Annotated in this window: 12 protein-coding genes; 10 read left to right on the forward strand and 2 right to left on the reverse strand. The window is 68.4% G+C overall.

The annotated features are described in order from the left end of the window. The first annotated feature begins 4 nt into the window (after positions 1-4). The 5 genes from carB (at position 5) to JJB11_RS10355 (ending at position 5,979) form a co-directional block, all read left to right on the forward strand. The gene (carB, locus tag JJB11_RS10335; protein WP_201169888.1) at positions 5-3,277 is read left to right on the forward strand and encodes a carbamoyl-phosphate synthase large subunit; all 3,273 of its coding nucleotides are present in this window, start codon (positions 5-7) and stop codon (positions 3,275-3,277) included. 7 nt (positions 3,278-3,284) lie between these two features. Continuing rightward, the gene (kdoO, locus tag JJB11_RS10340; protein ID WP_201169892.1) at positions 3,285-4,172 is read left to right on the forward strand and encodes a Kdo hydroxylase KdoO; all 888 of its coding nucleotides are present in this window, start codon (positions 3,285-3,287) and stop codon (positions 4,170-4,172) included. A gap of 80 nt (positions 4,173-4,252) precedes the next feature. Next, entirely contained in the window at positions 4,253-4,984 is a 732-nt protein-coding gene (locus tag JJB11_RS10345) for an alpha/beta fold hydrolase (RefSeq protein WP_201169895.1), read from the forward strand. 78 nt (positions 4,985-5,062) lie between these two features. Next, positions 5,063-5,539: a transcription elongation factor GreA gene (gene greA, locus JJB11_RS10350; protein ID WP_201169899.1), complete on the forward strand. Its 477-nt coding sequence runs from the start codon at positions 5,063-5,065 to the stop codon at positions 5,537-5,539. 14 nt (positions 5,540-5,553) lie between these two features. Continuing rightward, positions 5,554-5,979, forward strand: coding sequence for a DUF4149 domain-containing protein (locus JJB11_RS10355; RefSeq protein ID WP_201169902.1), 426 nt, complete (start codon positions 5,554-5,556; stop codon positions 5,977-5,979). Positions 5,980-6,129: 150 nt separating this feature from the next. Here the strand turns inward: JJB11_RS10355 and JJB11_RS10360 are convergent, their stop codons facing one another. After that, a complete protein-coding gene (locus JJB11_RS10360; RefSeq protein ID WP_201169905.1) occupies positions 6,130-6,603 on the reverse strand; it encodes a YhbY family RNA-binding protein in 474 nt (157 codons plus the stop codon). Positions 6,604-6,623: 20 nt separating this feature from the next. On the opposite strand from JJB11_RS10360, the gene JJB11_RS10365 reads away from it, so the two are divergent. From JJB11_RS10365 to JJB11_RS10385, 5 genes are all read left to right on the forward strand, one after another. Beyond that, complete coding sequence (locus JJB11_RS10365; RefSeq protein ID WP_201169908.1) at positions 6,624-7,286, forward strand: RlmE family RNA methyltransferase; 663 nt, start codon at positions 6,624-6,626, stop codon at positions 7,284-7,286. A gap of 147 nt (positions 7,287-7,433) precedes the next feature. Next, positions 7,434-9,341, forward strand: coding sequence for an ATP-dependent zinc metalloprotease FtsH (ftsH, locus tag JJB11_RS10370; protein ID WP_201169920.1), 1,908 nt, complete (start codon positions 7,434-7,436; stop codon positions 9,339-9,341). A gap of 77 nt (positions 9,342-9,418) precedes the next feature. Next, a complete protein-coding gene (gene folP / locus JJB11_RS10375; protein ID WP_201170551.1) occupies positions 9,419-10,273 on the forward strand; it encodes a dihydropteroate synthase in 855 nt (284 codons plus the stop codon). Further along, positions 10,270-11,604 carry a phosphoglucosamine mutase gene (gene glmM / locus JJB11_RS10380; protein WP_201169923.1) on the forward strand — a complete coding sequence of 445 codons (1,335 nt, stop codon included), beginning with the start codon at positions 10,270-10,272 and terminating at the stop codon, positions 11,602-11,604. The genes folP and glmM overlap by 4 nt, the downstream gene beginning before the upstream one ends. A 237-nt stretch (positions 11,605-11,841) precedes the next feature. After that, positions 11,842-12,348: a hypothetical protein gene (locus JJB11_RS10385; RefSeq protein ID WP_201169926.1), complete on the forward strand. Its 507-nt coding sequence runs from the start codon at positions 11,842-11,844 to the stop codon at positions 12,346-12,348. Here JJB11_RS10385 and JJB11_RS26540 read toward each other — a convergent pair whose 3' ends face one another. Beyond that, entirely contained in the window at positions 12,349-13,803 is a 1,455-nt protein-coding gene (locus JJB11_RS26540) for a CHAD domain-containing protein (protein WP_201169929.1), read from the reverse strand.

A 13,803-nucleotide genomic window follows, 5' to 3' on the forward strand; every position in this document is an offset into this window, starting at 1 on the left:
AGACATGCCGAAGCGTCAAGACATCAAGAGCATCCTCATCATCGGCGCCGGCCCGATCATCATCGGCCAGGCCTGCGAGTTCGACTACTCCGGCGTGCAGGCCTGCAAGGCGCTGCGCGAGGAGGGCTACAAGGTCATCCTGATCAACTCCAACCCGGCGACGATCATGACGGACCCGGCCACGGCCGACGTCACCTACATCGAGCCGATCACCTGGCAGACGGTGGAGAAGATCATCGCCAAGGAGCGGCCCGACGCCATCCTGCCCACCATGGGCGGGCAGACCGCGCTGAACTGCGCGCTGGACCTCTGGCGCAACGGCGTGCTGCACAAGTACAAGTGCGAGCTGATCGGCGCCACGCCCGAGGCGATCGACAAGGCCGAGGACCGGCTGAAGTTCAAGGATGCGATGACGCGCATCGGCCTGGGCTCCGCGCGCTCGGGCATCGCGCACTCGATGGACGAGGCCTGGGACGTGCAGAAGAGCGTGGGCTTCCCGACGGTGATCCGCCCGAGCTTCACGCTGGGCGGGACCGGTGGGGGCATCGCGTACAACCCGGAAGAATTCGAGACCATCTGCAAGCGGGGCCTGGAAGCTTCTCCGACCAACGAGCTGCTGATCGAGGAGTCGCTGCTCGGGTGGAAGGAGTACGAGATGGAAGTGGTCCGCGACAAGAAGGACAACTGCATCATCGTCTGCTCCATCGAGAACCTCGACCCGATGGGCGTGCACACCGGCGACTCGATCACCGTCGCGCCGGCGCAGACGCTGACGGACAAGGAATACCAGATCATGCGCGACGCGTCGCTCGCGGTGCTGCGCGAGATCGGCGTGGACACGGGTGGCTCGAACGTGCAGTTCTCGATCAACCCGAAGGACGGTCGCATGATCGTCATCGAGATGAACCCGCGCGTGTCGCGCTCCTCGGCGCTCGCCTCCAAGGCCACCGGCTTCCCGATCGCCAAGGTCGCGGCCAAGCTCGCCGTGGGCTACACGCTGGACGAACTGCGCAACGAGATCACGGGCGGCGCGACGCCGGCATCGTTCGAGCCGTCGATCGACTACGTCGTCACGAAGATCCCGCGCTTCGCCTTCGAGAAATTCAAGGACGCGAACGACCGACTCACCACGCAGATGAAGTCCGTGGGTGAGGTGATGGCCATGGGCCGCACCTTCCAGGAGTCCTTCCAGAAGGCGCTGCGCGGCCTGGAGGTCGGTGTCGACGGGCTCAACCAGAAGACCACCGACCGCGAGGTGCTGGAAAAGGAACTGGGCGAGCCCGGTCCCGAGCGCATCTGGTACGTCGGCGATGCCTTCGGCATGGGCCTGAGCGTGCAGGAGGTCCACGACCTCACCAAGATCGATCCGTGGTTCCTGGTGCAGATCGAGGAGATCGTGAAGATCGAGCTCGACCTGGACAAGCTGGTGGAAGGCAAGGGGGCCGCGGCGCTGGAAGCGATCGACGCGCCCACGCTGCGCGCGCTCAAGCGCAAGGGCTTCTCCGACCGGCGCCTGGCCAAGCTGCTCAAGACCACGGAGAAGGCCGTGCGCGAGCGCCGCAAGGCACTGAACGTGCGCCCCGTGTACAAGCGCGTGGACACCTGCGCCGCCGAATTCGCGACCAACACGGCCTACATGTACTCGACCTACGAGGACGAGTGCGAAGCCGAGCCGACCGACAGGAAGAAGATCATCGTGCTGGGCGGCGGTCCCAACCGCATCGGCCAGGGCATCGAGTTCGACTACTGCTGCGTGCACGCGGCGCTGGCGCTGCGCGAGGACGGCTACGAGACCATCATGGTCAACTGCAATCCCGAGACGGTCTCGACCGACTACGACACCTCCGACCGCCTGTACTTCGAGCCGCTGACGCTGGAAGACGTGCTCGAGATCGTCGACAAGGAAAAGCCCACCGGCGTGATCGTGCAGTACGGCGGCCAGACGCCGCTGAAGCTGGCGCTGGGCCTGGAGAAGGAAGGCGTGCCCATCATCGGCACCTCGCCGGACATGATCGACGCCGCGGAAGACCGCGAGCGCTTCCAGCAACTGCTGGTGCAGTTGAAGCTGCGCCAGCCGCCCAACGCCACCGCGCGCACCGAACCCGAGGCGCTGGAGAAGGCGCAGGCACTGGGCTATCCGCTGGTGGTGCGTCCTTCCTACGTGCTGGGCGGCCGGGCCATGGAGATCGTGCACGAGCAGCGCGACCTGGAGCGCTACATGCGCGAGGCCGTGAAGGTGTCCAACGATTCGCCCGTGCTGCTGGACCGATTCCTCAACGACGCCATCGAGTGCGACGTCGACTGCATCGCCGACGGCACCGGTGCCGTGTTCATCGGCGGCGTGATGGAGCACATCGAGCAGGCCGGCGTCCACTCGGGCGACTCCGCCTGCTCGCTGCCGCCGTACTCGCTGTCGCAGGCCACCGTCGACGAGCTGAAGCGGCAGACCGCCGCGATGGCCAAGGCGCTGAACGTGGTCGGACTGATGAACGTGCAGTTCGCCATCCAGGAGAAGGACGGCCAGGACGTCATCTTCGTGCTGGAGGTGAACCCGCGTGCCTCGCGCACCGTGCCGTACGTGTCCAAGGCGACCGGCATCCAGCTGGCCAAGGTGGCGGCACGCTGCATGGTGGGCCAGACGCTGCAGCAGCAGGGCGTCGTGCACGAAGTGACGCCGCCTTACTTCAGCGTGAAGGAAGCCGTGTTCCCCTTCGTCAAGTTCCCCGGCGTGGACACCATCCTCGGTCCCGAGATGAAGTCCACGGGCGAGGTGATGGGCGTGGGCAAGACCTTCGGCGAGGCGTTCGTGAAGAGCCAGATGGGCGCGGGCACCCGGCTGCCGCGGCCGACCGACGCGGACGGCAAGCCCACGGGCAAGGTCTTCCTCACCGTGAAGAACAGCGACAAGCCGCGCGCCGTGGAAGTGGCGCGCCAGCTGCATGCGATGGGCTTCCCCATCATCGCGACCAAGGGCACGTCCGCGGCCATCAACGCCGCGGGCATTCCCTGCGAGACGGTGAACAAGGTGACCGAGGGCCGCCCGCACGTGGTCGACATGATCAAGAACAACGAGATCGTGATGGTGGTGAACACGGTGGAGGAGCGCCGCAACGCCATCGCCGATTCGCGCGCCATCCGCACCTCCTCGCTGCTCGCGCGCGTGACGACCTTCACCACCATCGCCGGCGCCGAAGCCGCGGTGGAGGGCCTGAAGTACATGGACGACCTGGACGTGATCTCCGTGCAGGAAATGCACGCGCAGCTCGCCGCCGCTTAAGGCCACCATGGACAACCCGATCCGCACGATGGAGCTCGCGGACTGGTCTGCGGCGGTCGACCGGCCGGAATGGGCGGCCGCGCTGGAAGCGGGGGAGGTGCTGTACTTCCCGCGGCTGGCGTTCTCGCTGTCGGGCGAGGAACAGGCCCTGCTGCAGCCGAGCCTGCTGGCCGAAGGCGTGCGCAACATCAGCCTGGATGCGCAGGGGCGGCTCAAGGGCGTCGCCGGCGGACCGGAGGTGCAGGCCCAGGTCTCCGCGCTGATCGCGCGCTTCGGCGTGCAGGCGCGGGCTCTTTGCCGCGGCCTCTTTCCTGCCTACGACGCGCACCTGCGCGCCGCGCCCACCAGCCTGCGGCCGACAGAGGTGTCCACGCGCAAGCAGTCGGTTCGTGCCGACGACCGGCGCCTGCACGTCGACGCGTTTCCCACGCGCCCCAACTACGGCGAGCGCATCCTGCGGGTGTTCACCAACGTGAACCCGCACGGCGAGCCGCGGGTGTGGCGGGTGGGCGAGCCCTTCGAGGCGGTGGCCCGGCGCTACCTGCCGCAGGCGCGGCCCTATGTGCAGTGGCAGGCGAAGCTGCTGCAGGCATTGAAGATCACGAAGAGTTTCCGCAGCGAGTACGACCACCTCATGCTGCAGCTGCACGACCGGATGAAGGCCGACGAGGCCTACCAGCGCGATTGCGAGCAGGTGACGATGCCGTTCCCCACGGGCAGCACCTGGGTCTGCTTCTCCGACCAGACCGTGCACGCGGCGATGTCGGGCCAGTACATGCTCGAGCAGACCTTCCACCTGCCGGTCGCGCGCCAGTACGACGTGCAGGCGAGTCCGCTCGCGATCCTGACGCGGCTGGCGGGCCATCCGCTGGCCGGCGCGCCGCTGCCTCGCTGACCCTCTGGCGCCCGGCCTGCGGCGGGCCTATGCTGCACGCGGGCACGCGTCCGGTCGTGCCCTCCACCCGAGGAGACCCCATGGCCAAGGACACCTATGTTCTCGTGCACGGCGCGTGGCACACGGGCGAATTGCTCGAGCCCGTCGCCACCCACCTGCGCCAGCGCGGCCACGTCGTGCACTGCCCGACGCTTGCCGGCAACCGTCCCGGCGACGACCGCAGCAAGACAGGACTCGCGGACGCGGCACGCTCGCTCACCGAATTCATCACCGCGCATGGTCTCACCGACGTGCGCCTCATGGGCCACAGCTACGGCGGCATGGTCATCAGCCAGGCCGCGGAGGCGCTCGGTGGGCGCTTGCGGCGCCTGGTCTACTGGAACGCGTTCGTGCCCCTGAACGGGCAGTGCCTCAACGACATGGTGCCTCCGGTCTACGTCGGGCTGTTCGACCAGATCGCCGCGGCGAACGACGGGGCCGTCACCCTGCCGTACCCGATCTGGCGCGAAGCCTTCATCAACGACGCGGACGCGGAACTGGCCGAGCGCGCCTTCGCCCAGCTGAACCCGCATCCGTACCGGACCTTCACGGACCGCGTGCAGCTGGCGACGGAGCTGGCCGCGCTGCAGGTGGGCAAGAGCTACATCAACTGCCGCCAGGACACCGCGCTGCCGCACAGCATGCCGTGGCATCCGCGCCTGTCGGAGCGGCTCGGGTTGTTCCGGCTGGTCGAGTGCGAAGGCAGCCATGAGCTGTGCTTCACGAATCCGGCCCTGCTGGCGCAGAAGATCGAGGAAGCCGGGCGCGACTAGGATTCCCCGCTAAAATACGGCCATTCCACCGCCGAGCGGCAACGCCCGGCGGTTTTCATTTGTTTCGGAGAAAACCGAATGGCCACCATCCCCATCACCACCCGCGGCGCGGAAAAACTGAAGGCCGAATTGCATCGGCTGAAGACGGTCGATCGCCCTGGCGTGATCCAGGCCATTGCCGAAGCGCGCGCGCAGGGCGACCTGTCGGAGAACGCGGAGTACGACGCCGCCAAGGACCGCCAGGGCTTCATCGAAGGACGCATCCGCGAACTGGAAGGCAAGCTGGCGGCGGCGCAGGTCATCGACCCGTCCTCGCTGGACGCCGGCGGCCGCGTGGTGTTCGGCTGCACCGTGGAGCTGGAAGAGGAAGACAGCGGCGAGAAGGTGCGCTACCAGATCGTCGGCGAGGACGAGGCCGACCTGAAGCAGGGGCTGATCAACGTGTCCAGCCCGATCGGCCGCGCGCTGATCGGCAAGGAAGAGGGCGACACCGCCGTGGTGCAGGCGCCCGGCGGCACCAAGCGCTACGAGATCGTGGCGGTCCACTACATCTAGGGGCCGGTGCGGGCATGAGCTGGAAGGCGCGGCTGGCCCTGCTGGCGGCTGCCCTGTGGTGGGGCAGCCTGGGCGCGATCGGCTTTCTCGCGGTGCCGCTGCTGTTCGCGAACGCCTCGTCGCCTGCCGTCGCCGGCAATCTCGCCGGTCACCTGTTCAGCGGACAGGCATGGCTGAGCCTGGGCTGCGGCGTCGTGCTGTTGCTGTCGGCACGCGATGCCGAGGGCCGCGCGACCCTCGCGTGGGGCCGTGGCGCCACCGGGTTCGTGCTCGCGGGCCTGCTCGCCGCGCTGCTGCAGGAGTTCGCGATCGCCCCGCGCATCCTCGCGCGGGAGAACCTGGCGTTCTGGCATGCGGCCGGCACGGCTGCTTATGGGCTGCAGTGGGTTTGCGCGCTGGTCGTGCTGTGGAAGCTCGCCGCGTGGAGGGAACAGACGTAGGCTGGCGGCGAGCGAAGGCGAACGTAGGCTGGCGGTGAGCGAGGGCGAACGTAGGCTGGCGGTGAGCGAAGGCGAACCCCAGCGGATGGGGCGAGCGCAGCCAGCTGGGGTTCGCCTGCGGCTCACCGCCAGCCTACCAACCGGCAGGCTTCAATCCGCCCGCGTCTTCTTCACCGACTTCTGCTTGGGCTTGGCCTTCTTCACCATCCCGCCCGTCGTCAGCCGCTGGTTGCCCAGCACCCGCACCCGCTTCACCTCCGGCCTCTGGCCGCCGCGGCTGGAGTTCTTGATGACCTTGAATTCGCGCGGGCCCGGCTTGCGGTCCTCGTCTTCGGCCTTGGCCTTCTTCGGCTTGGGCCGCCACAGGACCAGCAGCTTGCCGATGTGCTGGATGGGCGCGGCGCCGAGGGTGTCGCACAGCTCCTGGTACATGGCTTCCCGCTGCTCGCGGTCGTCGCCAAGCACGCGGACCTTGATCAGGCCGTGCGCGTTGAGGGCGGCGTCGGTTTCCTTCTTGACGGCGGGCGTGAGGCCGTCGTTGCCGATCATCACCACCGGGTCCAGGTGGTGGGCTTCGGCGCGGTGCGCCTTGCGCTCGGCGACGCTCAGTTGAATTGCAGGCATCCGTCTATTATCGACTTCAGATGAAAGTCCGCACCCAAAGCAAGAAGGTCAGCAAGTCCTGGCTGAACGACCACGTCAACGACCCGTACGTGAAGCTCGCCCAGAAGGAGGGCTATCGCGCCCGCGCGGCGTACAAGCTCAAGGAGATCGACGAGACCCTGCACCTGATCAAGCCGGGGCAGCTGGTGGTGGACCTGGGTTCGGCGCCGGGCGCCTGGAGCCAGTACGTGCGCCGCAGGCTCGCCCCCGAGGGTGCCGCCGTCGGCATGCTGGACGGGCAGATTCTGGCGCTGGACATCCTGCCGATGGAGCCGATCGAGGGCGTCACCTTCCTGCAGGGCGACTTCCGCGAGCCCGAAGGCGCGCAGCAGCTCGAGGCCGCCCTGGCCGGCCGCAAGGCCGACGTGGTGGTCTCGGACATGGCGCCCAACCTGTCCGGGGTCGCGTCCTCGGACTCGGCCCGCATCGCGCACCTGGTGGAGCTGGCGGTGGAATTCGCCCGCCTCCACATGAAGCCGGAAGGGGCGCTGGTCTGCAAGGTCTTCCACGGCAGCGGCTACAGCCAACTCGCGAAGATGTTCAAGGAACAATTCCGCATCGTGAAGCCTCTCAAACCCAAGGCCTCTCGCGACAAGTCGGCGGAAACCTTCCTCGTCGGCATCGGCCTCAAGCCGCCCCGATAAGTGGGGTCTTGTCCTGCACGAACGGCGCGTGCGCTCCTATGGAGCGCGTAGCAAAAATAGATCGTTCGCCAGCTTGAAACCCCTAGAATGGGCAGCAATTGGCTCAGGTGATGGGCCATATGGGCGAAACTGTCCCGGAGATTCCTTTTGAATAATCAGTGGTTTTCCAAGATCGCCGTCTGGCTGGTGATCGCACTGGTGCTTTTCACCGTGTTCAAGCAGTTCGACACGCGTGGCGCCGCCGGCGCATCGATGGTCGGCTACTCGGACTTCCTGGAGCAGGTGCGCAATCACCAGATCAAGAGCGCGGTGATCCAGGAAGGCCAGGGCGGCACCGAGATCGTGGCCGTCACCAACGACGACCGCAAGGTGCGCACCACTGCCACCTACCTCGATCGCGGGCTGGTGGGCGACCTGATCAACAACGGCGTGAAGTTCGACGTCAAGCCGCGCGAAGAGGGCTCCCTTCTCATGACGCTGCTGGTGAGTTGGGGGCCGATGCTCCTGCTCATCGGGGTCTGGATCTACTTCATGCGGCAGATGCAGGGAGGCGGCAAGGGCGGCGCCTTCAGCTTCGGCAAGAGCAAGGCGCGCATGCTGGACGAGAGCAGCAACCAGATCACCTTCGCCGACGTCGCCGGGTGCGACGAAGCCAAGGAAGAAGTCAAGGAAGTCGTCGACTTCCTGAAAGACCCGCAGAAATTCCAGAAGCTGGGCGGCCGCATCCCGCGCGGCCTGCTGCTGGTCGGCCCCCCGGGCACCGGCAAGACGCTGCTGGCCAAGGGCATTGCCGGCGAGGCGAAGGTGCCGTTCTTCTCCATCTCCGGTTCCGACTTCGTCGAGATGTTCGTCGGCGTGGGCGCGGCCCGCGTTCGCGACATGTTCGAGAACGCCAAGAAGAACGCGCCCTGCATCATCTTCATCGATGAAATCGACGCGGTCGGCCGCCAGCGCGGCGCGGGCCTCGGCGGCGGCAACGACGAACGCGAGCAGACCTTGAACCAGATGCTGGTCGAGATGGACGGCTTCGAAACCAACCTGGGCGTCATCGTGGTCGCCGCGACCAACCGTCCGGACATCCTGGATGCCGCGCTGCTGCGCCCGGGCCGCTTCGACCGCCAGGTCTACGTGACGCTGCCCGACATCCGCGGCCGCGAGCAGATCCTGAACGTCCACATGCGCAAAATCCCGATCGGCCAGGACGTGAAGGCCGAGATCATCGCGCGCGGCACCCCGGGCATGTCCGGCGCCGACCTCGCGAACCTGTGCAACGAGGCCGCCCTGATGGCCGCCCGGCGCAATGCGCGCGTGGTGGAGATGCAGGACTTCGAGAAGGCCAAGGACAAGATCATCATGGGCCCGGAACGCAAGTCCATGGTGATGCCGGAGGAGGAGCGCCGGAACACGGCGTACCACGAGTCCGGCCACGCCATCATCGGCAAGCTGCTGCCCAAGTGCGACCCCGTGCACAAGGTGACGATCATCCCGCGCGGCCGCGCGCTGGGCGTGACCATGTCGCTGCCGGAGAAGGACCGCTACAGCTACGACCGCGAGTACATGCTCAACCAGATCAGCATGCTGTTCGGCGGCCGCATCGCGGAAGAAGTGTTCATGAACCAGATGACGACGGGCGCCTCGAACGACTTCGAGCGCGCGACGCACCTGGCGCGCGACATGGTCATGCGCTACGGCATGTCCGACGCGCTGGGCCCGATGGTCTACGCCGAGAACGAGGGCGAGGTCTTCCTCGGCCGTTCCGTCACGAAGACGACCAACATCTCCGAGCAGACCATGCAGAAGGTCGACCTCGAGGTGCGCCGCATCATCGACGAACAGTACTCGCTGGCGCGCAAGCTCATCGAGGACAACAGCGACAAGATGCACGTGATGGCGCGGTCGCTGCTCGAGTGGGAAACCATCGACGCCGAGCAGATCGACGACATCATGGCCGGCCGCGAGCCGCGCCCGCCCAAGGACTTCACGCCGCGCTCGCCCAGCTCGGGCGGCACCGGCGGCCCCACGGTGGGCGCCGATCCGGCACCGAACGCCGCGTAAAAGTCCGGCGGATCGCATGGAAGGGGCCTCGCGGCCCCTTTTTCACGCCTGCGCTGAGGGAGAATCCCGCCATGCACATGCATTGGCAGACGACCCGGTTCGCGATCGCGCTCGAGCGGCCGCGCGTCATGGGCATCGTCAACGTCACGCCCGACTCGTTTTCGGACGGCGGCCGCTTCGTCAGCACGCGCACGGCCCTGGCGCATTGCGAGCAGCTGATCGCTGAAGGCGCGGACATCCTGGACCTGGGCGGCGAATCCAGCCGCCCCGGCATCCCTCCCGTGGGCGTGGACGAGGAGCGGGCCCGGGTGATGCCGGTGCTGCGGGAGGCCGTCAAGTTCGGCGTGCCGATCTCGGTGGACACGTACAAGCCCGAGATCATGCGCGAGGCGCTGGACCTGGGCGCCGACATCGTCAACGACATCTGGGCGCTGCGCCAGCCCGGCGCGCTGGACGTCGTGGCCGCGCATGCGGCGTGCGGCGTCTGCCTGATGCACATGCACGGGGAGCCCATGACCATGCAGCGCTCGCCCATGCAGGGGGACGCCGTGCCGCAGGTGCGGGAGTTCCTGCGCGAACGCAGCGACGCGCTGCGCGCACGGGGCGTGTCGGTCGCGCGGATCGCCTGGGACCCGGGCATCGGCTTCGGCAAGACGGTCGAACAGAATTTCGCTCTGCTGGCGCGCCAGCGCGAGCTGCTGCCGGAGGGCTACCCGCTACTGGCGGGCTGGTCGCGCAAGTCCTCGCTGGGGCACGTCACCGGCGCGCCGGTGCAGCAGCGCATGGTGCCCAGCGTCGCGGCAGCGCTGCTGGCGGTGGACAAGGGAGCGGCGATCGTGCGCGTGCACGACGTCCGCGAAACGGTGGCGGCGCTCCAGGTCTGGAGCGCCACCCAGGCGGCCCTGGGTGGCCAGGCAGGAAGCATCACATGAGCAGGACTTATTTCGGCACCGACGGCATCCGCGGCACGGTGGGGCAGCCCCCCATCACCCCCGACTTCGTGCTGCGCCTCGCGCACGCCGTCGGGCGCGTGCTCAGGCGCACCGAGGACCGGCCGACGGTGCTGATCGGCAAGGACACGCGCATCTCCGGCTACATGCTTGAAAGCGCGCTGGAGTCCGGCTTCAACTCCGCGGGCGTCGACGTCGTGCTGCTGGGGCCGCTGCCCACCCCGGGCGTCGCCTACCTCACGAGGGCGCAGCGCGCGAGCCTGGGGGTGGTGATCAGCGCGAGCCACAACCCGTTCCAGGACAACGGCATCAAGTTCTTCAGCGCGCAGGGCACGAAGCTGCCGGACCAATGGGAGATCGACGTCGAGGCGGCGCTGCAGCAGCTGCCGCAGTGGGCCGACTCCGCCACCCTGGGCAAGGCGCGTCGGCTGGACGACGCTGCCGGGCGCTACATCGAGTTCTGCAAGAGCACCTTCGCGCAGGACCTGACGCTCAAGGGCATGAAGATCGCCGTGGACGCGGCGCACGGCGCGGCCTACCACATCGCCCCCAAGGTGTTCCACGAGCTGGGCGCCGAAGTGTTCTGCATGGGCTGCTCGCCCGATGGCCTGAACATCAACGACCACGTCGGCGCCATGCATCCCGAAGCGCTCGTGAACTCGGTGCGTGCGAACCAGGCGGACTTCGGCATCGCGCTCGATGGCGATGCCGACCGGCTGCAGGTGGTGGACGCGGACGGCCGCCTGTTCAACGGCGACGAACTGCTGTACGTGATGGTGATGGACCGCATGGCGCAGGGCCAGCGCGTGCCGGGCGCCGTGGGCACGCTCATGACCAACATGGCCGTGGAGCTCGCGCTGAAGGCCAGGGACGTCGAGTTCGTGCGCGCGAAGGTCGGCGACCGCTACGTGCTGGAAGAACTGGAGCAGCGCGGCTGGCTGCTCGGAGGCGAGGGATCGGGCCACCTGCTGTGCCTGGACAAGCACACGACCGGCGACGGCCTGATCAGCGCCTTGCAGGTGCTGAACGCCTGCGTTCGCAGCGGCAAGTCGCTCGCGCAGCTGCTCGATGGCGTGCGCCTGTTCCCGCAGACCCTGATCAACGTGCGGCTCGCGCCGGGGCAGGACTGGAAGAAGAACGCGAAGCTTTCGTCCGAATGCGAACGCCTGCAGGCGCAGCTCGATGGCACCGGCCGGCTCCTGATTCGCGCGAGCGGCACCGAGCCCGTGCTGCGCGTGATGGTCGAAGCCAGCGACGCGCAGGTCGCGCGCGAAGGCGCGGAGCGCCTGGCGCAAGCCGCCCGCGCGGGCTGAACGCACGCGCTCGCGCGGCGCACCCGCCGGACGGCGATGCCGGCGCTCCGGCCGGCCAACGCCTGCCCATTCCGCGCCCTGCGCGGCGATCTGCATGGATGGACGGCGGCGCGTTGTCGCCTTGCGCAGACAACGCCCCGGGACGGTGCGCAGACGTGGGCGCACGCTCGTCGCCCCGCCGCGACACGGGAATTTCTTCTATGTGCAGGACGCGTGCGCAAGGTCTACATTGATCTCATGCGTCGCCTGTCCTGCTTTTCCTGCATCGCCCTTGGCCTGTCCGCGGGCCTGCTGCTGGCCGTGCTGGCGGCGCCCGCGCAAGCGCAGCTGGTGATCCCCGAGTACCAGCTCACGGCGCCGGCGTGGCTGCAGCCCGCGCCCGCATGGACGGACCCGGAGCTCTCGCCGAGACTGGAACTGCTTTCGATCGGGCCAATGCGCCTCGCGGCGGCCAGCTCCAGTTCCGGCAACGGGCTGTCGCTCGAGGCCGGCGAGAAGTGGTTCGCGCTGGCGCGCATCGGCCGCAGCCTGGAGTCCGACATGATGAGCGTCGGGGCCGGCTACCGCTTCGCCGGCGGGGATGCCTTGTCGATGCAGGTCACGCGCCAGCTCGGACAGGAGCGCCTGGGCCTGGCGCTGCGCTACGACCTGCGCAGGTCCTACCTGCGGCTTGGCTACGAGCAGCAACCGCATTCGCCCGGCCCGGCGGATCGCGTGCGCTTCTCGGCCGGCCTGCGCTTCTGATCAGGTCCAGAAGGGCTGGACGTCCCCGGACGTCTTGCGGCAGGCGCGTTCGCAGTCTGCAGCGAGCTCTTCCTCGCGCGCGGTGAGCCAGCCCGCGGCGAACCAGGCTCGCCCGTCCTCGGTGGCGTGTTGCGCGAACATCTGCCGCCCGGCAGCGGCGTCCTGGTAGGCGCCGAGCGCATCCTGCAACTGCTTGAGCGAAGCGACATAGCGGTCGACCGCCTTGCCGTCGAACAGCGGCCGCACGAGTTCGCTCAGGTAGCGCAGCCGCTTCAGGCGCTTGCGCACCTGGTGGCGCTGCGGCGCGGCGAGCGCGCGGAATTTGCGGCCGTCGCGCAGGGTCTTGCGGTGCAGCTTGTGCAGCCGCGCACGCGCGTCCTTGCGCGCGCCCTTGAGCCCGCCGCTCGCGCCGGCGTGCAGTTCCTGCACCAGCGCCACCAGCCGCAGCAGCGGCAGCTGGAAGTCGGTGGAACGAACGACGGCGGCGACGTCCGGCAGTGGCGCGTCCCATCCGGCCAGCGGCGCGCCGACGGCCTCGAGTTCCGCGCGCAGCTTCGGCAGCAGCGTCGATCGATCGCGATGCTCGCCCAGCACACCGAACACCTCGTGCAGCGCGTCGCCCAGGTCCTGCGCGATGGCCCCGGGCGGCGCCCACGCGCCCAGCTCGCGCAAGGCCGTGCGCACGCGCCGCAGCCCGACGCGCAATTGATGCACGTGCTCGTCGCCGCCGTTGCCCGCCGCGAGCTCGCGTGCGTTGCCGAGCACCTGCGCGAGACCTGCATCCAGGATCGCGGCGAGCAGGGCCTGCGCGCTGTCCTGCGGCTGCACGGCCTCCGCCTGCACGGCGGGCGCTTGCTGCACGCCGTCGGCGAGGCGCCACGCGGCGGCGGACTTGCTCAGGGGATCCAGCCAGAGACCGTGCTGCTCGCACCAGCGCTGCGCGAGTTCCACCAGGGTCGCGGGATTGCCTTCCTTCAGCTCGAATTCCAGCTCCAGCACCGGCAGGCTGGCGTCGCCGGCCCGGATGCGGCCCTGGTCCAGCGCGATCTCCACCGAGGTGCCCGCCGCCTTCAGCACGCGCGAATGCCGCACGATGTCCGTCTCGAACACCGGCTGCAGCGGCGACGAGGCCTCGTCCAGTGCGCGGCGCAGGAGCTTGCCCACCGGGTGGTCGGCATGCAGCGAGATGTCGGGCGTATCGGCATGCTGCGCCAACGGCATTTCGTGTTCCAGCCGGTCGAAGCCGCGGCCGCCCGGCCCCTTGGCTGCCTGAACCAGGTGGCGTCCTTCCTGGCGCAGGCGCAGCACGAGGCAGTGCCGCGCGAGCGCAGCGTCAGCGGTGTCGAAGTAGCGCGCCCGCAGGCGCGTACGCTCGACCGCGCCGCGCTGCAAGGCGGCTTCGACCGAGGCCGCGCGTTCGCGCGGCACCTGGAACTTGAGCTCGAATTCGGTCAC

The organism is Ramlibacter ginsenosidimutans (genome assembly GCF_016654015.1).
In the GTDB taxonomy this organism is placed as follows: domain Bacteria; phylum Pseudomonadota; class Gammaproteobacteria; order Burkholderiales; family Burkholderiaceae_C; genus Ramlibacter; species Ramlibacter ginsenosidimutans.

Excerpts from the sequence above, each read along its gene's own strand:
- carB (WP_201169888.1), top strand. The coding sequence starts at position 5 with ATGCCGAAGCGTCAAGACATCAAGAGCATCCTCATCATCGGCGCCGGC.
- kdoO (WP_201169892.1), top strand. The coding sequence starts at position 3,285 with ATGGACAACCCGATCCGCACGATGGAGCTCGCGGACTGGTCTGCGGCG.
- JJB11_RS10345 (WP_201169895.1), top strand. The coding sequence starts at position 4,253 with ATGGCCAAGGACACCTATGTTCTCGTGCACGGCGCGTGGCACACGGGC.
- greA (WP_201169899.1), top strand. The coding sequence starts at position 5,063 with ATGGCCACCATCCCCATCACCACCCGCGGCGCGGAAAAACTGAAGGCC.
- JJB11_RS10355 (WP_201169902.1), top strand. The coding sequence starts at position 5,554 with ATGAGCTGGAAGGCGCGGCTGGCCCTGCTGGCGGCTGCCCTGTGGTGG.
- JJB11_RS10360 (WP_201169905.1), bottom strand. The coding sequence starts at position 6,603 with ATGCCTGCAATTCAACTGAGCGTCGCCGAGCGCAAGGCGCACCGCGCC.
- JJB11_RS10365 (WP_201169908.1), top strand. The coding sequence starts at position 6,624 with ATGAAAGTCCGCACCCAAAGCAAGAAGGTCAGCAAGTCCTGGCTGAAC.
- folP (WP_201170551.1), top strand. The coding sequence starts at position 9,419 with ATGCATTGGCAGACGACCCGGTTCGCGATCGCGCTCGAGCGGCCGCGC.
- glmM (WP_201169923.1), top strand. The coding sequence starts at position 10,270 with ATGAGCAGGACTTATTTCGGCACCGACGGCATCCGCGGCACGGTGGGG.
- JJB11_RS10385 (WP_201169926.1), top strand. The coding sequence starts at position 11,842 with ATGCGTCGCCTGTCCTGCTTTTCCTGCATCGCCCTTGGCCTGTCCGCG.